Origin of the sequence: Shinella zoogloeoides (assembly GCF_020883495.1) — a bacterium.
Lineage (GTDB): Bacteria > Pseudomonadota > Alphaproteobacteria > Rhizobiales > Rhizobiaceae > Shinella > Shinella zoogloeoides.
Genome location: NZ_CP086611.1, coordinates 353,832 through 372,552 on the forward strand (window position 1 = coordinate 353,832; position 18,721 = coordinate 372,552).

General features: G+C 66.9%; 19 protein-coding genes. 4 read left to right on the forward strand and 15 right to left on the reverse strand.

The window, feature by feature from the left end; genetic code table 11:
• Positions 1–2: 2 nt before the first annotated feature.
• Together K8M09_RS21145 and nadE are read left to right on the forward strand one after the other, a co-directional pair.
• Positions 3–1,520, forward strand: coding sequence for a class I adenylate-forming enzyme family protein (locus K8M09_RS21145; RefSeq protein ID WP_160785884.1), 1,518 nt, complete (start codon positions 3–5; stop codon positions 1,518–1,520).
• Positions 1,517–2,497 carry an NAD(+) synthase gene (nadE, locus tag K8M09_RS21150; protein ID WP_160785883.1) on the forward strand — a complete coding sequence of 327 codons (981 nt, stop codon included), beginning with the start codon at positions 1,517–1,519 and terminating at the stop codon, positions 2,495–2,497. Before K8M09_RS21145 ends, nadE begins: the two co-directional genes overlap by 4 nt.
• A gap of 58 nt (positions 2,498–2,555) precedes the next feature.
• Here the strand turns inward: nadE and K8M09_RS21155 are convergent, their stop codons facing one another.
• The 7 genes from K8M09_RS21155 to K8M09_RS21185 form a co-directional block, all read right to left on the reverse strand.
• The gene (locus K8M09_RS21155; protein ID WP_170299472.1) at positions 2,556–2,894 is read right to left on the reverse strand and encodes a RidA family protein; all 339 of its coding nucleotides are present in this window, start codon (positions 2,892–2,894) and stop codon (positions 2,556–2,558) included.
• Between the two features lie 120 nt (positions 2,895–3,014).
• A complete protein-coding gene (gene speB / locus K8M09_RS21160) occupies positions 3,015–3,968 on the reverse strand; it encodes an agmatinase (RefSeq protein ID WP_160785882.1) in 954 nt (317 codons plus the stop codon).
• A 112-nt stretch (positions 3,969–4,080) separates the two neighbouring features.
• The gene (locus K8M09_RS21165) at positions 4,081–5,013 is read right to left on the reverse strand and encodes a phosphatidate cytidylyltransferase (protein WP_160785881.1); all 933 of its coding nucleotides are present in this window, start codon (positions 5,011–5,013) and stop codon (positions 4,081–4,083) included.
• The gene (locus K8M09_RS21170) at positions 5,010–5,663 is read right to left on the reverse strand and encodes a lysophospholipid acyltransferase family protein (protein WP_160785880.1); all 654 of its coding nucleotides are present in this window, start codon (positions 5,661–5,663) and stop codon (positions 5,010–5,012) included. The genes K8M09_RS21165 and K8M09_RS21170 overlap by 4 nt, the downstream gene beginning before the upstream one ends.
• The gene (locus K8M09_RS21175) at positions 5,660–6,097 is read right to left on the reverse strand and encodes a hypothetical protein (RefSeq protein WP_160785879.1); all 438 of its coding nucleotides are present in this window, start codon (positions 6,095–6,097) and stop codon (positions 5,660–5,662) included. Before K8M09_RS21175 ends, K8M09_RS21170 begins: the two co-directional genes overlap by 4 nt.
• Entirely contained in the window at positions 6,094–7,428 is a 1,335-nt protein-coding gene (locus K8M09_RS21180; RefSeq protein WP_160785878.1) for a phosphatase PAP2/dual specificity phosphatase family protein, read from the reverse strand. The genes K8M09_RS21175 and K8M09_RS21180 overlap by 4 nt, the downstream gene beginning before the upstream one ends.
• Positions 7,429–7,434: 6 nt before the next feature.
• Entirely contained in the window at positions 7,435–9,171 is a 1,737-nt protein-coding gene (locus K8M09_RS21185) for a bifunctional alpha/beta hydrolase/class I SAM-dependent methyltransferase (RefSeq protein ID WP_160785877.1), read from the reverse strand.
• Between the two features lie 117 nt (positions 9,172–9,288).
• On the opposite strand from K8M09_RS21185, the gene K8M09_RS21190 reads away from it, so the two are divergent.
• A complete protein-coding gene (locus K8M09_RS21190; protein WP_160785876.1) occupies positions 9,289–9,885 on the forward strand; it encodes a CDP-alcohol phosphatidyltransferase family protein in 597 nt (198 codons plus the stop codon).
• A gap of 4 nt (positions 9,886–9,889) precedes the next feature.
• Here the strand turns inward: K8M09_RS21190 and K8M09_RS21195 are convergent, their stop codons facing one another.
• The 8 genes from K8M09_RS21195 to K8M09_RS21230 form a co-directional block, all read right to left on the reverse strand.
• On the reverse strand, positions 9,890–11,206 hold the full coding sequence (locus tag K8M09_RS21195) for a replication-associated recombination protein A (RefSeq protein WP_160785875.1): 1,317 nt from the start codon (positions 11,204–11,206) through the stop codon (positions 9,890–9,892).
• A gap of 122 nt (positions 11,207–11,328) precedes the next feature.
• Positions 11,329–12,099, reverse strand: a complete 771-nt coding sequence (locus K8M09_RS21200) for an ABC transporter ATP-binding protein (RefSeq protein WP_160785874.1) — start codon at positions 12,097–12,099, stop codon at positions 11,329–11,331.
• Positions 12,100–12,108: 9 nt separating this feature from the next.
• Entirely contained in the window at positions 12,109–13,083 is a 975-nt protein-coding gene (locus K8M09_RS21205) for an ABC transporter substrate-binding protein (protein WP_160785873.1), read from the reverse strand.
• A 34-nt stretch (positions 13,084–13,117) separates the two neighbouring features.
• On the reverse strand, positions 13,118–13,969 hold the full coding sequence (locus tag K8M09_RS21210; protein WP_160785872.1) for an ABC transporter permease: 852 nt from the start codon (positions 13,967–13,969) through the stop codon (positions 13,118–13,120).
• 10 nt (positions 13,970–13,979) lie between these two features.
• Positions 13,980–15,332, reverse strand: a complete 1,353-nt coding sequence (locus K8M09_RS21215; RefSeq protein ID WP_160785871.1) for an LLM class flavin-dependent oxidoreductase — start codon at positions 15,330–15,332, stop codon at positions 13,980–13,982.
• Between the two features lie 117 nt (positions 15,333–15,449).
• A complete protein-coding gene (locus K8M09_RS21220; RefSeq protein ID WP_160785870.1) occupies positions 15,450–15,992 on the reverse strand; it encodes a flavin reductase family protein in 543 nt (180 codons plus the stop codon).
• 195 nt (positions 15,993–16,187) lie between these two features.
• Positions 16,188–16,580, reverse strand: a complete 393-nt coding sequence (locus tag K8M09_RS21225; protein WP_160785869.1) for a RidA family protein — start codon at positions 16,578–16,580, stop codon at positions 16,188–16,190.
• A gap of 54 nt (positions 16,581–16,634) precedes the next feature.
• On the reverse strand, positions 16,635–17,723 hold the full coding sequence (locus K8M09_RS21230) for a D-TA family PLP-dependent enzyme (protein ID WP_160785868.1): 1,089 nt from the start codon (positions 17,721–17,723) through the stop codon (positions 16,635–16,637).
• A gap of 100 nt (positions 17,724–17,823) precedes the next feature.
• Between K8M09_RS21230 and K8M09_RS21235 the strand changes: the two genes are divergently transcribed.
• Positions 17,824–18,441: a hypothetical protein gene (locus K8M09_RS21235; RefSeq protein WP_160785867.1), complete on the forward strand. Its 618-nt coding sequence runs from the start codon at positions 17,824–17,826 to the stop codon at positions 18,439–18,441.
• The last annotated feature ends 280 nt before the right edge of the window (positions 18,442–18,721 follow it).

Here is an 18,721-nt window from a genome sequence, read left to right on the forward strand (position 1 = left end):
CCATGCGGATCGAGCAGTATCTTCGCGACAGCACCACCCGCGACGGCGCCCATGAGGCGATCGTCGCGGGCGACGTGCGGCTGAGCTACGACCGCTTCCTCGATCTTTCCGCCCGCATGGCGACGACGCTGCGCGCAAAGGGCATCACGCGGGGCGACCGCGTGCTCATCCTGCTGGACAACGGCTGGCAGGCCGCCGTCACGGTCTTCGCCACCTGGATGGCCGGGGCCGTCATCTGCTTCGTCAATCCATCGACCAAAGCCGCCCGGCTGGCGCAGATCGCGCGCGATTGCGGACCGGCGCTGGTGGTGGCCGAAGGACGGCTCGAAAGGCTCGTCGAGAGCGTTGCCGAGCTTGCCGAAGCGCCGCGTCTGGTGACGGGTGCCGGCTTCGAAGCCGGGCTGGAGGCGGAGCCTTTCGCCGGCGAGACCCTGCCCGACAGCGACCTTGCCGCCCTGATCTATACATCCGGCTCGACCGGCGAGCCGAAGGGCGTGATGCTCGCCCATGAGAACATGGACGCGGCCGCCCGGTCGATTGCGTCCTATCTCGAAAACACCGCCGCCGACCGTATCCTCGTCGTCCTGCCCATGTCCTTCGGTTACGGGCTGAACCAGCTCGTGACCGCCATGCTGACCGGCGCGACCCTCGTCATCGAGAAGTCCTTCGCCTTTCCGCAGGCGATCTTCGAGCGGATCCGCGACGAGCGCGTCACCGGCTTCCCGCTGGTGCCGGCGATGGCCGCCATGATGATGCAGGCCCGCGATCTCGATCCCGCCCCGTTCGCCAGCCTGCGCTACATCACCAGCGCAGCCGCTCCGCTGCCGCTTGCCCATCTCGACCGGCTGCGCGCCTTCCTGCCTCATGTCCGCCCCTATGTGATGTACGGCCAGACGGAATGCACCCGCATCGCCTATCTGCCGCCGGAAGCGATCGACGCCCGGCCGGGCTCGGTCGGCATCGCCATTCCGGGCGCGCGGACCGAGGTGGTGGACGAGGCCGGCCTGCCGGTGCCGCCCGGCACGGTGGGCGAACTGGTGGTGCAGGGGCCGAATGTGATGCGCGGCTATTGGCAAAACGAGACCGCCACCCTCAAGGCGCTGCGGCCCGACCCGCGCGACGGCACGCTTCGCCTCCACACCGGCGATCTCTTCACGGCTGATGCTGATGGCTACCTCACCTTCGTCTCCCGCACGGACGACATCATCAAGCCGCGCGGCGAGAAGGTTGCGCCGAAGGCGGTCGAGGATGTGCTGCACCGCATGCCGGGCATTGCCGAGGCGCTCGTCGTCGGCGTGCCGCACGATGTTCTAGGACAAGCCGTCAAGGCCGTGGTGGTCGCCGCCTCCGGCGCGACGCTGACCGAGCGGGAGGTCATGCGCTTCTGCGCGCAGCACCTCGAGGATCACATGGTCCCGAAGATCGTCGAATTCCGGGATGTTCTTCCCAAAACCGAATCCGGCAAGGCCAGCCGCAGGCTCGCCGCCGAACCCGCCCCCACGACAGGATCGAACGCATGACCGCACAGACGACCCACACGCCCTCCTTCGTCCCGCTCGTGCTCGATCCGGCCGCCGAGGTGGAGCGCATCACCGCATGGATGCGCGAGACGCTGCGCGTGGACCTGCGCAAGCGCGGCCTCGTGCTCGGCCTTTCCGGGGGCATCGATTCCAGCCTTTCGGCGGCGCTGGCGGTGCGGGCGCTCGGCGCGAAGAACGTCTTCGCCCTCTATATGCCGGAAAACGATTCCGACCCGGAAAGCCTGCGTCTCGGGCGCAGCGTGGCCGAGACCTTCGGCATCGACAGCGTCGTGGAGGATATCGGCCCGTCGCTGGCGGCGCAGGGCTGCTACGCGCGGCGTGACGCCTTCATCCGCGAGGCCGTGCCGGAATATACGACGGGCTGGGCCTCCAAGATCGTCTTCGAGAATTCCATGACGACGGGCGGCTACAACATCTCCTCTCTGGTCGTTCGCACGCCGGATGGCGAGATGCGCAAGGTGCGCCTGCCGGCCAGTGCCTATCTCGGCATCGTCGCGGCGACGAACATGAAGCAGCGCACCCGCAAGCAGCTTGAATATTACCATGCCGACCGGCTGAACTTCGCCGTGCTCGGCACGCCGAACCGGCTGGAATACGATCAGGGCTTCTTCGTGAAGAATGGCGACGGGGCGGCCGATATCAAGCCCATCGCCCATCTCTACAAGTCGCAGGTCTACCAGCTCGCCGCCTATCTCGGCGTGCCCTCGGAAATCCTCTCCCGCCCGCCGACCACGGACACCTATTCGCTGCCGCAGACGCAGGAGGAATTCTACTTCGCCCTGCCCTACGGCAAGATGGACGTCTGCCTTTACGGTCTGGAAAACGCCGTGCCGGCGAAGACCATCGCCGAGGCAACGGGCCTCAAGGAAAGCGATGTGGAGCTGGTCTGGGCGGATATCGCGGCCAAGCGCAAGGTCGCGCGCTACCTGCATGCCCAGCCGCGCACCATGATCTGAAAACGAAAAGGCCGGGGCTGCCTGCGCAACCCCGGCCCTTCTTTAGCTGGAAACCGGCTTAGACGAGCGCGGTGACCTGGATCTCGACCAGCAGTTCCGGCGTCGCAAGGCGGGCTTCGACCGTGGCGCGGACCGGCAGGTTGTTCTTGTCGACCCACTGGTCCCAGACTTCGTTCATCTGGCTGAAATGGGCGATGTCGCGCAGCCAGATGGCGGCGCTGATGAGGTTCGCCTTCGAGGAGCCGGCTTCGGCGAGCAGCGCGTCGATCTGGGCGAGGATGTCGCGGGTCTGGGTGGCCGTGTCGGCGCCCGAGCCGGTGACGCCGGCCGTGGTGACGATGCCGTTGACGACGACGGCGCTGGAGAAGCGCTGGCCGGGCTTGATACGCTTGATCATGATAAGCTCCCTGTTGATCAAAGAATGGTTTTGCCGGAAGCCGGCCCATGAGGGCCGGCGGGGCAGCGCGGCATCAATGCCCGAAACGCCGGGCAAGTGCAACGTGCCGCCGGCCGCGATTTATCGCCGCTGGACGCCCGGCAGGATGCAGAGCATTTCGAACAGCAGGTTCGCCGCGGTGATGGCGGTGTTGCCCGAGGGATCGTAGGGCGGCGAGACTTCGACGAGATCGCAGCCGACGATGTTGAGGCCCCAGCAGCCGCGGATGATCTCCAGCGCCTGGATCGTATTGAGGCCGGCGATCTCGGGCGTGCCGGTGCCGGGCGCGATGGACGGGTCGAGGCTGTCGATATCGAAGGACAGATAGACCGGGCGGTCGCCCATCTGCGCGCGGACTTCCTCCATCAGCGGCGTCAGCGACTTGTGCCAGCACTCCTCCACCTGCACGACGCGGAAGCCCTGCTCGCGCGGCCAGTCGAAATCGTCGGCCGCATAGCCGGTGCCGCGCACGCCGATCTGGATGCAGCGCTTCGTATCGAGCACGCCGGCCTCGACCGCGCGGCGGAAGGGCGTGCCGTGGGCGATTGGCTCGCCGAACATGTGCTCGTTGATATCGGCATGGGCGTCGACATGGATGAGGCCGACGGGGCCGTATTTTTCAGCCATGGCGCGCAGGATCGGGTAGGAGAGCGTATGGTCGCCGCCGAGCGTCAGCGGCTTGCAGCCGTTCTTGATGATATCGCGATAGGAATCGGTGATGATGTCGACGCATTTCGGCAGGTTGAACGTGTCGATGGCGACATCGCCGATATCGGCGACCTGCAGGCTGTCGAAGGGCGCGGCGCGGGTCGCCATGTTGTAGGGGCGGATCATGCAGCTTTCGGTGCGGATCTGGCGTGGCCCGAAGCGCGTGCCCGGCCGGTTCGATGTGCCGATATCCATGGGAATGCCGACGAAGCAGGCGTCGAGCCCCTCGGAGGTCGGCTGCGTCGGCAGGCGCATCATGGTGGCGGGACCGCCGAAGCGCGGCATCTCGTTGCCGCCGAGCGGCTGGTTGAAGGTCTTGGTCGTCATCTGTTTTCCTCCGGCGGGGCGATATTGGTCTTCGTGGCCTCGCCTTGCCGCCACCTTAAGGGACTCCACTCGGCGACGGGAATACCCTTTTTGGCCAAGGAAGGCGATGGCCTCATGTCCATGCGTAGCGGACGATGTGGAAGAACACGGGCGCGGCGAAGACGAGGCTGTCCGCCCGGTCCAGCATGCCGCCGTGACCCTCGATGAGATGGCCCCAGTCCTTGACGCCCCGGTCGCGCTTGATGGCGGAGGCGACGAGGCCGCCGAAGAAGCCCATGATGCAGGCAAGCCCTGCGAGCGTCCCCGCTTCGAGCGGCGAGAAGGGCGTCAGCCAGTAGAGGCCGGCCCCCATCAGCGAGGCGCTGGCGATGCCGCCGATCAGCCCCTCCCAGGTCTTCGAGGGCGAGATATTCGGCGCGACCTTGCGGCGGCCGAAGAGCTTGCCGAAGATATATTGCAGCACGTCGCTACCCTGCACGGTGGCGATAAGGAAGGCGATCAGCAGAAGCCCCCTGCCCTCGTTGCCGGGAATGGGCAGCGTCACCAGCGCCGGCACATGGCTGATGCAGTAGACGGAGAGCATGAGGCCCCATTGCTGCTCGCTGACCCGTTCGAGGAAGCGGGACGTATCGCCCCGCAGCGCCGTCAGCGCCGGCATGGCGAGGAAGCAGTAGACGGGGATGAAGATCGAGTAGAGGCCGTACCAGTCGATCCAGATCAGGTAATATTGAACGGGGATGACGACGAGGAACATGCCGAGCAGCGTCCAGCGGTCGGCATGGCGCGTGTTGGTGAGCGTCACATATTCGCGAAGCGCGGCGAAGGAGACGAAGGCGAAGAGCAGGATCACGCCGCCCTTGCCGAAGAGGAAGGCTAGGCTGATGCCCGCGACCATGATCCACCATGCCTTGATGCGGGCGTTGAGGTTTTCCAGCGTCGCCGGCAGCGGCCTGGAGCTGCGCCAGGAAAGAAGGCCCGCGACGCCGCTCGCCGTCGTGAGCACGGCGACGAGGCCCAGGAAGAGACGTGTCGTGTCGTCGCTCATCGGCGGGTTCCATCCTTTTCAGGGGCAAGCGAAAGAAGCGCCTGGCGGGCGCGGTCGAGGAAGACCTTGCGGTCCTCACCCTCGCCCAGCGTCACCGGCGCGCCGAAGACGACGCGGCAGAGCAGCGGCACCGGCAGCACCGCGCCCTTGGGCAGCACGCGGGACATGTTCTCGATCCAGCAGGGCACCAGCTCGACATCCGGCCGGGCGACGGCAAGATTGTAGAGACCGGAACGGAAACGCAGCAGCGGCTCCTCCGTCATGTTGCGCGTACCTTCGGGGAAGAAGATGAGGGACTCTCCGGCATCGAGCGCGGCCAGCATCACCTGCAGCGGATCGGCGGTGCGTTCCACCCAGTTGCGCTCGACCAGCACCGTGCGCAGCAGCCTGCCCGCGATGAAGCGGCGCGTCGGGCCGGCGTTCCAGTAGTCCGAGCCGGCGACGGCGGCGGTGCGGCTGCGCTCGGCGGGGCGCAGGCATGTCGAGACCAGAATGAAATCGCCGTGGCTGGCGTGATTGGCGAAGTAGATGCGTTGCCGACCGCTCGGCGCAACGCCCACCCAGATCGGTCGAACGCCGGTGACGGCGCGTGAAAGGCCGGCCAGCGCAGCGCCGGATGCCCTTTGCAGCAGGGAGGCCCGGGTGGTCATGCGCCGCCTCCATCCATCCCGTCGAGCAGCAGGATGGCGTAGAGCAGCACAGCGATGAGAAGCGTTCCCCGCTGGAGCAGGAGCAGCCTTGCGCAGCCTGCAAGCCGCTCGGCCAGCGAGGCCGTTCGGCCGTCTTTCTTGCGCAGGCCCATGCGGTCGAGAACATCGTCGATGGCGGCAAGGCCGGCATTCTCGCTCTCATGCGACGCGGCGAGCCGGAACAGGGCGGCGTCGGAAAGCAGGTGAACGGACAGCGCGAGCGGCAGCAGGCAGAAGGCAAGCAGCAGCCACCAGGCGAGCGGACCTGTGAAGCCATAGGCTCCGGCTGTCGGCGGCGCGACGGCGAGTATCAGCAAGGCGACGGCCCCACCCGCAAGACCGTTGCGTTGCAGGCGGCGCGCCGCGTCGGTCATCGATCCATTCACCTCAGTCATCGCGCGGCCTCCTCGATGACCGCGTAGGCCTCGAAGGGCAGATGTATCGGCCGGCCGGTGGTCTTGATCTGCGCCACGGCGGCTGGGGCATTGGCGGCGGTTCCCGCCCGCAGGAGAACGCAGGCGGCGACCATGGCGCTGCGCTGGAAGCCGAGGGCGCAGCAGATGAGAACGGGGCCGTGCCGCTGCGCCGCCTCGACGGCAAGGGCGGCTTCGCGAATGCGGGCGGCGGGCATGGAGAGGAGATCGAGCGAGGGGAAGGCATGCCAGGCAAGGCCGGGCACCACCATGCCCGGCAACTCCGCCGTCATGTCGATCACGGCGACATAGGTGGAGAGCGCGTTCTTCGTCGGGAAGCGGCCAAGGAAGATGCCGTCCACGATCTGTGTGGCGGCAGGTAGTCGGCGTGTCCACCACAGGAGGTTTGCCCATGCGCCGAGGCGATAGGGCAGCAGCAGCCAGCGGCTCGCCACACTGACGCGACCGTTGCCATCTTTTTGGAAGACGTTCGCACCGCCGCCGGCATAGCCGGCAACGACGATGGCGAGCGCAAGCGCCGGCCAGAGAAGCAGCAGTCCCGCCCCCGAACTGCACGTCTGCCAGATCGCCAGAGCCAGGAAGGCGAGGGAGCCGGCAGCGTAGCAGATCGCCAATTGCCGGGCCTTTGGGTGTCCGGCAAGGCGGAAGCCGGCGAGCGGAGAGGCTTGCCCTGCCGGGAACAGCCAGAGTGCGAAGAGGCCGAGAAGCGCGCCGGTGGGGATGTCGATGGCATGGTGCTGCCATGTCGTCAGTACGGAAAGGCCGATCAGCAGGCTCCAGACGTGCCACGCGGCGAGCCAGATGCCCCGTAGCCGGGTGCGCCAATGATCCCAGATGATGACGAGCAAAGCGATATGCAGTGACGGAGCCTGATTGAACGGTTTGTCGAAGCCGCCGAGCACGTCGAACATGAAGCCCGGCAGTCCATCCGTTTCGGGGCGTATGAAGATCGCCTGAAGCGGAAAGGCGATGAAGCAGGCGACGGCGATGACCTGCGCCGTGAGATACCGCCGCGCCAGTCGCCCGACCTCGACCGGCGTATCGTTGACGAAGAGGGAAATCGCGTAGAAGGCGTTGATCGACCAGTAGGGAACGATCGTCCAGGCGATGAAGGGGATATGCCGCTCCCAGCCGAAGGCGAGGTTCGGCACGTCTGTCCGCAGCGAGGCCAGCCAGTTCGCGGTGCCGTAGGTCAGGTAGAAGAACGGCGCGAGGAACGCGAGCGAGAGCGCCGCCGCCCGAAGGACGGCGCGGCGTTCGGTGGCGACAGAAGGTGAAATCCCCTCCCCCATATGTCGTCAGATCCGCTCGGCCATGGACACGGTGAAGATGCCCCATTTGTCGATGCGCTGCTCGATCTTGCGGAAGCCGGCCGCCGCGACGAGCTGGTCCATCTCCTGCTGCGTGCGCCGGCGCATGATCCAGGCCGCCCCGCCGCGATGGGAGGTCAGCGCCCGGGCGATCATCTCCAGTTGCGGATGCCAGGGCTGGCCGGTGTAGAGGAGCAATGCGCCCGGTTCCATCGCCCTTGCGAGGCCGGCAAGGGAGGCTTCGATCTGGGCATTGTCCGGGAAGAGTTCGTAGAGGCCGGACACGATGGAGAGCGTCGGTCGCGGCTCGGTCGCCGCCAGCGCCTCCGTATCGAAGGCGTCGGCGCGGTGGAAGGAGGCCACGGCCTGCAGGCCGCGCTCGGCGATCAGCGCCGTGCCCTTGTCCACATTGATCGGCGAATAGTCCTGCAGGCGGATGCTCTCGGGCTTGGCCTCGGAAGCGGCGACGGCGTCGAGCACGTAGCGCCCATGGCCGGCGGCGATGTCGAGCAGGCGCAGCGGCTTGCCTTCCGCCTTCAGGCGGGCGAGCGCCTTGCCGATCAGCTCTTCCAGATGGATCTTGCGTTGACGGATGCCGCGCCAGCCGATGGCGTCGAGGAACTGCCGGTCGATCAGCCGCCCGCCCGGGCCGAGGCCGCGCGGTTCGTCTTCATAGACGTAGTCCAGTGTCGAGCCGGAATCGAAGCCGGTGCCAAGGCCCGTCGCGATGCCCTTGGAGAACAGGCCGCCGATGCGGATGGAGGCGCGTGTCAGCGCCCAGTAGAGGCCGCGCGGTGAAAGGAGCGAAAGCGGCGTCGCCAGCCGGTCGGCCTCGTCGCGGGTATAGCCGGAAAGATGCGCGCGCCGCATGTCCGCCACGATGGGTGGCTCGGCAAAGCGCACCAGCAGGAAGGCGCGGACCTTTTCCAGCGCCTTTGCCCGGTCCTTCTCGCCGAGCGTGTCATGGTAGAAGCCGGGCAGCACGTGGCGTTCCTTGATCGTGCCGCCGAGATTTTCGAAGAAACGGTGCTGCGGCGCGTGGCGCACGACAAAATCGCTGCCGGAAATGAGAAGCTGCGTCGGGACAGTGATGGCGCGGGCATCGGCCACCACGCGGTCGGCGGCCTCGTAGAGTTCCAGCAGGATGTTGGAGGCGATGGGGCGGGTGATCAGCGGATCGGCCTCGAAGGAGGCAATGCGCGCCGGATCATGCGTCAGGAAGCGCGCCTTGACGTAGGAATTGACGAAGAACGTGCCCTTCAGCTTCTGCCAGAGCGCGATGCCCTCCTTGGCGAAGGGCACATACAGCTTCACGTCGAAGGCCGGCGAGGCGAGCACCAGCGCGCGGATATCCGGCGCATAGTCATGCACCCAGGTCGCCGCCAGCACCGCGCCGACGCTCTTGGCGACGACGGCGGTATCCTCCACCGCAAAGCCGTCGGTCTCCCGGATATGGCGGACGAAGCAATCGAGGTCGCGCACCGAATGGGCGAAGGAGGGCGAATGGCCGCGCTCGCCGGGGGAGCGGCCGTGTCCGCGCGCATCCCAGGCGTAGAAGGCGTAGTCGTCGAGGCCGAGTTCCTCGGCGATATGGGCCACGCGTCCGCCATGTTCGTGGCCGCGATGCAGGAGCACGATTGCGCCCTTCGCCGCGCCGGAGCGGGCAGGCCAGACGCGGTAGAAGAGCTCAACGCCGTCGTGGCTGGCGAACGTCTTTTCGATCATGCTGTCGTTCCTTAACCGAGAGATCATCACCTATACGGATGAGCCCACAGGTTTGCAGTTGATTTCATTGCATTGCGTCTGCATTTGTTGAAGGCAATCGAGCGGATTCGAGCTTTCATGTCGATCTATAAACTGAAATCGTCTTTCCAGAACTTGTTGCGCCCGCTGGTCGGGCGACTGGCCGCCATGGGGCTGACCGCCAATCAGGTGACTCTCGTCGCCGCTATCGTCTCGGTAGCAATAGGCGGGCTTCTCGTGGCGCGGCCCGAGCCGGCGCTCTTCGCGCTGGTGCCGGTCTGGATGTTTTTGCGCATGGCCTTCAATGCCGTGGATGGCATGCTGGCGCGCGAGCATGGGCAGAAGAGCGCGCTTGGCGGCTATCTCAACGAGATCACGGATGTCGTATCCGACGCGGCGCTCTACGTGCCCTTCGCGCTCATCGCCCCCTTCTCGCTGCCCTGGCTGACGGCGATCGTCTTCCTTGCGACGCTGACCGAATTTGTCGGCGTTCTCGGCGCGGTCCACGGCAACGGCCGCAATTACGAAGGACCGATGGGCAAGAGCGACCGGGCGCTGCTGTTCGGCGCGCTCGGCGCGCTCGTGGCAGGCTTCGGCACGCTGCCGGCCTGGACATGGCATATCCAGCCGATGGCCTGCGTCCTTCTCGCCTGGACGGTGGTGAACCGCGTGCGCAGCGGCCTCGCCGAAGGCTGAGGCGTCAGCGTTTGCCGGTGAAGCGGGCGGGCGTCGGCCGGCCCGTCACCTGTTCCCAATGCTCGTCCGCCCGTCGCTCGAAGGTCGCAGCATCCCGGGCGTCGCTCTGGTAGAAGGCGCCGCGCGGCACGTCCGGCGCATAGACCTGCTCGCTCCAGCCGCGCCCGTCGTCATGCGGGAAAGCGTAGCCGACATGGCCGAGCGCCGCCGCTCCCTTGTAGTGGGCGTCGCGCAGATGCATCGGCACCGCCGAGGGCGCTTCGCTCGCTACATGGGCGAGCGCCAGCCCGATGCCGCGGCAGGCGGAGTTGGATTTTGGCGCGCGGGCGACGTGCAGGGCGGCGTGGGCCAGCACGATCTGCGCTTCGGGATAGCCGATCTTCTCCACTGCATGGAGGGCCGCGACGGCGGTCTGTAGCGCGGTATTGTCGGCAAGGCCGACATCTTCCGAGGCGTGGATCATGATGCGGCGGGCGATGTAGCGCGGATCCTCGCCGCCATGGACCAGCCGGGCGAGCCAGTAGAGCGTTGCGTCCGGGTCGGAGCCGCGCATGGATTTCACGAAGGCGGAGACCACGTCGTAATGGGCGTCGCCCGAGCGGTCGTGGTTGACGGGTGCGGCCGCATAGGCCTCCTCGACCATCGCCTCCGATATGACGACCGGTTTGCCGGGCGCATGGCCGACGGCGAGGCTCTCCAGCACGGTCAGCGCGCGGCGGGCGTCGCCCCCGGAACGTCCGGCGATCCGGCGCAGTTGCTCCGGCGCAAGCTCCACGGTGATGCCGCGCGCCGCCAGATGCTGGAGGCCCCGTCGAACCACCTCTTCCATCTCCTCGATGCTCAGCGGTTCGAGCTTCAGGATCGTCGAGCGGGAGATGAGAGCGGGCGTCAGCGTGTGATAGGGGTTGCCGGTCGTCGCGCCGATAAAGTCGGCGACGCCCTCTTCGCAGAGGGCAAGCAGGTGGTCCTGCTGCGTCGCGCTGAAGCGATGCACCTCGTCCGCGAAGAGCAGGGTCGGGCGCATGCGCGCCTCGTCGGCGATCTTGCGGATATCGGCGACATTGTTGTGCGCGGCATGCAGCGGGCGGAAATTCTTGCCGAGCATGTTGCCGATGGCACGGGCAATCGAGGTTTTCCCGAGGCCCGGCGGGCCGTAGAGGATGATGCTGCCGAGCCTTCCGGCGGCGATGCGCCGGCGCAGCATGGTGCCGGGGCCGATGACCTTCTCCTGCCCGATCACATCGTCCAGCGTCGCCGGGCGCAGCTCCGCCGCCAGCGGCATCGAGCCGGTGCGCGGCGCGGCGTCGAAAAGGTCGCTCATGGGATCCCCCGTCGAATGGCTCTGTCCAGTCGGCCGGGCGGAAAGGAACCCCGCCGCCGGCCGGAAGACGTCCGTCTACCGGCCGAAGCGGGCGGGGTCAAAGGCAATCGTGCGGCGCGCGTTCAGTGGAGGCCGAAGAGGTTCAGCAATTCCTCGCGATGGCGCACGAAATCCGGGGCGCTGCGGTCGCGCGGGCGGGGCAGGTCGATCTCGATCAGGCGCGGGGCCGCGTTCTTTTCGCGTGGCAGGATGAGAATGCGGTCGGCGAGATAGATGGCCTCCTCCAGATCGTGGGTGACGAGGATGGTGGTCACGTCCTCGTCGCGCCAGATGCGCGTCAGTTCCTGCTGCATGCCGATCTTCGTCATGGCGTCGAGCGCGCCGAGCGGCTCGTCCAGAAGCAGGATTTCCGGGCGGACGGCGAGCGCCCGGGCGATACCGACGCGCTGCGCCATGCCGCCGGAAAGCTGGCGCGGATAGGCGTTCTCGAAGGCCTGAAGGCCGACGAGATGCACGTAGCGGCGCGCCCGGTTGCGCGCTTCCGCCCGGCCGACGCCGCGCGTGTCGAGGCCGAAGGCGACATTTTCCAGCACGGTCAGCCAGGGCAGCAGGCGCGGCTCCTGGAAGATGACGGCGCGCTCCGCGCCGACGCCCTCCACGGCCTTGCCGTCGATCAGCACCTCGCCGCCATCGGCATCTTCCAATCCGGCGAGAATGCGCAGCAGCGTGGTCTTGCCCGAGCCGCTGGCACCGACGATGGCGAGGCTTTCGCCGGCGCGGATGTCGAGGTTGATGTCGTTGAGGACGGGCAAGGGCCGGCCGTTCAGGCTGTAGGATTTCGAGAGGTGACGGATCGTCACCTCTCCACGGGCGGTTTCAGGGGAAAGGCTCATCGGCGCACCTCAGTTCGTCGCCGTTTCGGGCGAATAGAGCACCTGGCGGGCGGAGAGCTGGCCTTCCTTCAGCTTGCCCTCGCGCACCAGCACATCGATCCAGAACTGGACGTCGCGTTCCACCGGCAGGCCGCCGGCGCGCACGCCGAAGCCTTGGAAGTACTGGGCGATATCCGGGTTCTCGCCGCGCTTCTCCAGCGCCTTGGCGAAGACCTTGCGGGTTTCCTCCGGGTGTTCGCGGGCGTAGTCCAGCGCGCGGGCGGACTGTTCCACGAAGGTCTTGGCCGCCTCGGGATGCGCCTTCACGAAATCGCGCCGCAGCACGACGAAGCCGCCAGCGATCTCGCCCAGCACCTCGGTGTCGCCGAAGATGGCGCGCAGGCCCCCGTTCTTGCGCGCCGCGCCCTCGAAGGTGGTCTGCCAGTAGCCGAAGGCCGAGACGTCGACCTGGCCGGAGCGCAGGACCTGTTCGAGCTGCGGGCCGGGCACGACGACCTGGTTGGCGGCATCCGAGGGCAGGCCCTCCTTATGCAGCGCCTCGCGGATCGTATAGTCGAGATGGGCGCCGAGCGTGTTCACCGCCACGCTCTTGCCGGCGATGTCCTTGATGCTTTTGATGGGGCTGTCTTCCAGCACGTAGAAGATCGACTGGACCTCCTTGTTGATGCCGTTCGACGGATAGGCGGCGACGAAGTCGTTGCCGCTGACGATGGAGTTGAGCACAGCGGCGGTCGCGGCGCTGCCGATCTCCGCATCGCCCGAGGCGAGCGCGATCAGTGAGGCCGGGCCGCCAGCGGCATAGCCGATATTTTCCAGCGTGATGCCGGTTCCCTCGAAATAGCCGAGCTCGGCGGCAAGCTCATGAGCGGAAAGGCCGCCCTGGCTGGCGAGGTAGCGCAGCTTGACGTCTTCCGCCGAAGCGGTGGCGGCAAGGCCGAGGAAAAGGGCTGCGGAAAGAAGAAGCTTGCGGGAATGGAAGGTCATGTCGGTGTCCTTTCGGAAAAGAAAAAAGAGAGGATCAGATGCCGGGCTGCGACCAGCGGCACAGCTTCTTCTGAAGAAGGACGAGCACGGCATTGGCGAGAAGCCCGAGCAGCGCCAGAAGCAGGATTGCCGCGAACATCAGCGGGATCTGGAAATTGTACTGGGCGTTCATCACCTGGAAGCCGACGCCCTTGTTGGCGCCGATCATCTCGGCGGCGATGAGCAGCAGCAGTGCCGTGGTGGCCGACAGGCGCAGGCCGACGAAGATGGCCGGAACCGAGGCGGGCAGCACGACGCGGCGGAAGATGGCGAGGCGGCTCGCCCCATAGGTCCGCGCCATCTCGATGAGCTTGCCGTCCACTTCCTTCACGCCGCCGATGGTCGACAGCAGGATCGGGAAGAGCGTCGCCCAGAAGATCACGAAGACCTTGGAGGTCTCGCCAAGCCCGAGCAGCAGGATGAAGACCGGATAGAGCGCGAGCGCGGAGGTCTGGCGGAAGAACTGGAGCAGGGGATCGAGCGCCTGTTCGACGACCCGCGCCTGCCCCATGACGAGGCCGAGCGGAATGCCGACGACGACGGCGGCGGCAAAGGCGATGCCGGCGCGCTGGAGGCTGATGGCGATATCGTCGAGGAGTGCCCCGCTGGCAAGGCCATTCCAGAGCGCCGAGACGATGACGTCGAGCGGCGGGAAGACGGACGGATTGACCCAGCCTCGCGTGCTGGCGATCTGCCAGAGCGCCAGGAAGGCCAGCACCAGCCCGTAGCGGGCGAAGACCGGCGTGAGGACGGCGTTCAGCCTTGCGAAGGGGGCGAGCGCCGGGCGCGGCCGGCCCGTGAGGCGGAAGTCGGCGCCCAGCGTGGAATTGATGTTCTCGTAGGACATGGTTTCCTCCCTATTCGGCGGCCTGAAGGGCAGCGCGCGCGCCGGCCCAGCGGTTGACGGGGAACGGCAGGCCGAGATTTTCGCGCAGCGTCCTGCCCTCGTAGGCCGTGCGGAACAGGCCGCGGCGCTGCAACTCGGGAATGACGAGATCGACGAAGTCGTCGAGCGCAGTCGGCAACCAGGGCGGCAGGATGTTGAAGCCGTCGGCGGCTTCGTTCTCGAACCATTCCTGCAACGTATCGACGATGGTTTCCGGTGTGCCGACGATGGTGAAATGGCCGCGGGCGGTGGCCACCCACTGGTAGAGCTGACGGATGGAGAAGTTGTTCTCGTCGGCGATCTGGCGGATGAGCGCCTGCCGGCTCTTCATGCCCTCGGTCGGCGGGGCGGGCGGCAGCGGGCCGTCGACATCGTAGCCGCGCAGGTCGAGCGTGCCGCCGGTCAGGCCGTTGAGCAGGCCGACGCCGTCTTCCTCGAGGATCAGCCCGGTCAGCCGGTCGTATTTCTCCTGCGCCTCGGCCTGCGTGCGGCCGACGAAGGGCGCGACGCCGGGCATGACGAGGATATGGCCCGGATCCCGGCCGAGGCCGCGGGCGCGCGCCTTGATGTCGCGGTAGAATTCCTGCGCCGTCTCGATGTGCTGGTGGGCGGTGAAGATGACTTCGGCGGTGGCGGCCGCAAGCCCGCGCCCGTCCTCCGACTGGCCGGCCTGCACGATGACCGGATGGCCCTGCGGCGAGCGGGGTACGTTGAGCGGCCCGCGCACCTGGAAATGCTCGCCGCGATGATCGCTCTCATGCAGCTTTTCCGGCTGGTAGAAGGTGCCGCTCTCCTTGTCACGGATGAAGGCGTCGTCCTCGAAGCTGTCCCAGAGTTGCTTGACCACATCGACGTGCTCGGCCGCACGGCGATAGCGCGCGGCGTGGGGAAGCTGGGTGTCGCGGTTGAAGTTCTGCGCGGTCGGATCGCCCGTCGTGGTGACGACGTTCCAGCCGGCGCGCCCGCCGGAAATGAGGTCCAGCGAGGCGAATTTGCGCGCCGTGTTGTACGGCTCCTCATAGGTGGTGGAGGCGGTGGCGATGAAGCCGAGATTGCTCGTGACCGTGGAGAGCGCGGAGAAGAGCGTCACCGGCTCGAAGCCGGCGACGCGCGCATTGCCGCCTTCCCGCGCGCCGCCGAAGCCGACCGCGAGGTTGTCCGCCAGGAAATAGGCGTCGAAGAGGCCGCGCTCGGCCGTTTGGGCGAGCTGCTTGTGGAAGTCGAGGCTGGTCGCCCCGTCGGCCGGCTGGTCTGGGTGCCGCCAGGAGGCGATGTGCTGGCCGCCGCCGGGAAGGAATGCGCCAAGCCTGATCTTGCGTGTCATGTCGTTTCCTCTCGTGTCTGTCGAAGGTGGCGCGCGGCCACGGGTTCGCGATCCCGCTCTCGGCGGGTCATGCATGCGGGATGATGGGTGGAGTGCGGCCGGGAGGCCGTTCAGTCCTTAGCGGGGTACGGCGTGGTAGCGGCCGTCCTGGTAGAGCAGCGAATGGCCGGAGCCGATGTGGATGGCCAGAACCTTGCCGATGACGATGACATGGCTATGCCGTTCGATCGCCTCCTCGACGGTACAATCGATGGCCGCGGCGGCATCGACGAGCAGCGGCGCGCCGCTGACAGCCGTCACCCATTCCGCGCCGCGATAGCGGTCCGGCCCGCGCAGGCCGCCACGGCCGGCGAACTGGTTGGCGAGCGTCTCATGGGCCGCGCCGGCGATGTTGATGGCGAAATGGCCGAAGCGCTCGACGACGGGCCAAGTAGAGGAACTGCGGTTGAGGGAGACGAGCATGCGCGCCGGCTCGACGGAAAGCGCGGTGGCCGAGGTGACGGTCGCTCCCGTGCGGGCTTCCCCCTCCCCCGCCGTGATGATGCTGACGCCGCCGCCCAGCGTGCGCAGCGCCGCCTTCAGGCTGTCGGCGTCGGCCGGATGATCGAGCAGCGCCGTGCCGTGGATATTGAAATGCGTGTTCTCGACATGAGCATTCATCGTTCCCGCTCCGCTGGAGACCCCTGATGTTCATAGGGATAACAAACGGAAGGGGGCGGCAGCAGGCACGGCTTTCTTAAATTGACTATTTTTATAGAAAATATGCATATCGACCCTGCGAGCGTCCGGCATCTCCTGCCGGATGGGCGCGGGGCATGGAAAAGCGCGCCGCGCGATGGCGGCGCGCCTCGTCCTTCAGACGGCCCTGCGCCGCGCCGCCATCGCGGTCACTTCCACTCTCATGCCGGGATCGGCGAGCGCGGCGACGCCCACGGCGCAGCGGACCGGGTAAGGCTTTTTGAAATAGGCGCAGTAGACCTCGTTGAAGATCGGCCGCTCGGCGATATCGGTGAGGTAGATGGTCAGGTGGATGACGTCGGCAAGGCTGCTGCCGGCCTTTTCCAGCGAGGCCTTCAGGCTTTCCAGCGTCGCGACGCTCTGCGTGCGGATATCGCCGGTTTCCAGCGAGCCGTCCGCTCGCAGGGGAATATGCGTCGTCATCAGCAGGTTGCCGAGGCCGGCGACATCGGAGGAAATCTCGCTCTCGTCCGTGTCCTCGATGAAGAAGGGTGCGTTGTTGTCAGCCATGGCCTGTTCTCCTGTCATGCATGTCGCCGGCCGTGCGGCCGATCCTGTTCCGTCTCACCATACCGTGCCGCGCGCCGCAACGTCCTCGACGCGGGTGACGACGCCGTTTCGGTGGAAGACCATCCGGTCGAAGAGATTGCTGACGACGCAGGTATGGTTCGGCACGATGCGCACCTGGCCGCCGATGGGCGGGAAATCCTCGCGGCACGCGCTGATATCGACGACGGCGTGCTCTTCGGAAAGCGAGACGATGCGCGCGCTCTCGAAGCCGTCGATCTCGCCATAATCGCTGAAGCCGAGCAGGTCGGAGGTTAGCGTCTTCGAGCCGGCGTCGAGAACGGCGCGGTCTTCGGCCGGGCGCGAAACCACGGTGGCGAGGACATGCATGGCGAGATCGGCCCGCGTGCATTCCCCCGCGCGCACCATGCTGCGGTCGTTATAGACATAGGTGCCGGCGCGATGCTCCGTTGCGGACGGGACGAGATGGGCCTTGAACAGGTCCGGCGAGCCGCCGCTCGAGCGCACCGGGCAGTCGATGCCTTTGTCGGCAAGAAGCGCCATGGTGCGGCGCAGGAACGCTTCGACGGCCTCCGCCCCGCCCGCGGCCGGATAGGTGAGAACGCCGCCGAAGCGTAAGGACGGCGCGGCGGCGATATGCGCGGCAAGAGCGGCCGCGGCCTCCGGCGTCTGGACGCCGCAGCGCTTGCCGCCCGTATCGCATTCGACGAGAACCGTCAGCGGCCGGGCCGTATCGAAGGCGGCGGCAAGTCCGTCGACCGTCACCGTGCTGTCGGCGACGACGCTGAGGCGCGGCACGCGTTCGTGCAGGGCGCGCAGGCGCTTGAGTTTCGCCGCGCCGAGAATGTTGTAGGTGATCAGGATGTCTTCGAAGCCCGCCTGCGCGAAGACGTCCGCCTCGCTCACCTTCTGGCAATTGATGCCGATGGCGCCGGCCGCGCGCTGCGCCTCGGCAACGGCTACGATCTTGTGCGTCTTGATGTGGGGGCGCAGGCCCTTGCCGTGCTGGTCGAAATAGGCCTGCGCGCGGCTTATGTTGGCCTCCAGCCGGTCCTCGTCGATGACGGGCATGGGGGTGGAGACCTGATCGAGCGGGGTGCCGGCTTCGGGCCAGGAGGACTGCATGGGGAACCTTCGGATTATAGAGCGGCGCCGGAGCGCGCATTGATGACGCCGGTCACTATGGTATGAAAGGCGGCGAGAGGAAATCGTTTTCGAGCACGCCATGCCGCTTCAGAACCGCGTCACACCCTTCGGCGAGATCGTCGCCATTTCCCAGCGCGGCCTTTTCACCGGCAATCGGGGCATCCTGCACGATCCGCAGACGAAGACGCTGCTCGCAAGGCGCTGGTCCAGCAAGGCCTGGCTGGTCTGCTCCTGCGATTATCAGGGCGTGCGCCGCGTGGTGATGGGCGGCCGGAGCTGGACGGAGCTGTTCTTCCTCGACGAAGCCGTGGCGCTCGCCGCCGGTCACCGGCCTTGCTTCACCTGTCGGCGGGAAGCCGCGCAGCGCTTCAGGGCTTGCTGGGCCGATGGGCGGGGCGAAGCGCCTCCGGCCGCCAGCGCCATGGATACGGTTCTTCACGCCGAGCGTCTGGAGAACCGGGTAAAACGCCTGCATCCCCTGCCCCGCCCGCTTGGCGACCTTCCGGACGGCGCGGTCGTGGCGGCCGGCGGGCAGGCTTTCACGCTGGCGGCGGGCCGCGCCCATCGCTGGACGGCGGATGGCTATGCCCCGGCTGAACGGTTGGCGCGCGCCGACTGCCTTCTCACGCCGCCCTCCACGGTGCTGGCCCTTGCGGCGGGATACAGGCCCGTCCTTCACCCTTCCATCGGGCAATAAACGGTGGACTGATTCGCAGACCGTCTGTCTGGCCGGCCGGTTCTGCGGTAGAACAGCAATTGCCGGACGGGTGAGCCGGCCCGTTACGAAAGCGCTCCCGCGGTCGATCGGCATGATCCCGCGCCGGGAAAACATAGGCAAACCGCCGGTTTCGGCCCCCTTTGGCGGCCGCGCCGCGATATTTCGTTAACCATTAATCCCTTGCCGGATCATCAGAATCGGTTCTAAATGCGATTTAATCCATCATATGGGCTTGAAATCGCATTTTGAGATTCTTGAT

What these genes read in the sequence shown, in the direction of transcription:
- K8M09_RS21180 (WP_160785878.1), bottom strand. Translation starts at nt 7,428, where the DNA reads ATGGGGGAGGGGATTTCACCTTCTGTCGCCACCGAACGCCGCGCCGTC.
- K8M09_RS21185 (WP_160785877.1), bottom strand. Translation starts at nt 9,171, where the DNA reads ATGATCGAAAAGACGTTCGCCAGCCACGACGGCGTTGAGCTCTTCTAC.
- nadE (WP_160785883.1), top strand. Translation starts at nt 1,517, where the DNA reads ATGACCGCACAGACGACCCACACGCCCTCCTTCGTCCCGCTCGTGCTC.
- K8M09_RS21215 (WP_160785871.1), bottom strand. Translation starts at nt 15,332, where the DNA reads ATGACACGCAAGATCAGGCTTGGCGCATTCCTTCCCGGCGGCGGCCAG.
- K8M09_RS21175 (WP_160785879.1), bottom strand. Translation starts at nt 6,097, where the DNA reads ATGACTGAGGTGAATGGATCGATGACCGACGCGGCGCGCCGCCTGCAA.
- K8M09_RS21190 (WP_160785876.1), top strand. Translation starts at nt 9,289, where the DNA reads ATGTCGATCTATAAACTGAAATCGTCTTTCCAGAACTTGTTGCGCCCG.
- K8M09_RS21145 (WP_160785884.1), top strand. Translation starts at nt 3, where the DNA reads ATGCGGATCGAGCAGTATCTTCGCGACAGCACCACCCGCGACGGCGCC.
- K8M09_RS21155 (WP_170299472.1), bottom strand. Translation starts at nt 2,894, where the DNA reads ATGATCAAGCGTATCAAGCCCGGCCAGCGCTTCTCCAGCGCCGTCGTC.
- K8M09_RS21235 (WP_160785867.1), top strand. Translation starts at nt 17,824, where the DNA reads ATGCCGCTTCAGAACCGCGTCACACCCTTCGGCGAGATCGTCGCCATT.
- K8M09_RS21225 (WP_160785869.1), bottom strand. Translation starts at nt 16,580, where the DNA reads ATGGCTGACAACAACGCACCCTTCTTCATCGAGGACACGGACGAGAGC.
- K8M09_RS21230 (WP_160785868.1), bottom strand. Translation starts at nt 17,723, where the DNA reads ATGCAGTCCTCCTGGCCCGAAGCCGGCACCCCGCTCGATCAGGTCTCC.
- K8M09_RS21200 (WP_160785874.1), bottom strand. Translation starts at nt 12,099, where the DNA reads ATGAGCCTTTCCCCTGAAACCGCCCGTGGAGAGGTGACGATCCGTCAC.
- K8M09_RS21195 (WP_160785875.1), bottom strand. Translation starts at nt 11,206, where the DNA reads ATGAGCGACCTTTTCGACGCCGCGCCGCGCACCGGCTCGATGCCGCTG.
- K8M09_RS21165 (WP_160785881.1), bottom strand. Translation starts at nt 5,013, where the DNA reads ATGAGCGACGACACGACACGTCTCTTCCTGGGCCTCGTCGCCGTGCTC.
- K8M09_RS21170 (WP_160785880.1), bottom strand. Translation starts at nt 5,663, where the DNA reads ATGACCACCCGGGCCTCCCTGCTGCAAAGGGCATCCGGCGCTGCGCTG.
- speB (WP_160785882.1), bottom strand. Translation starts at nt 3,968, where the DNA reads ATGACGACCAAGACCTTCAACCAGCCGCTCGGCGGCAACGAGATGCCG.
- K8M09_RS21210 (WP_160785872.1), bottom strand. Translation starts at nt 13,969, where the DNA reads ATGTCCTACGAGAACATCAATTCCACGCTGGGCGCCGACTTCCGCCTC.
- K8M09_RS21220 (WP_160785870.1), bottom strand. Translation starts at nt 15,992, where the DNA reads ATGAATGCTCATGTCGAGAACACGCATTTCAATATCCACGGCACGGCG.
- K8M09_RS21205 (WP_160785873.1), bottom strand. Translation starts at nt 13,083, where the DNA reads ATGACCTTCCATTCCCGCAAGCTTCTTCTTTCCGCAGCCCTTTTCCTC.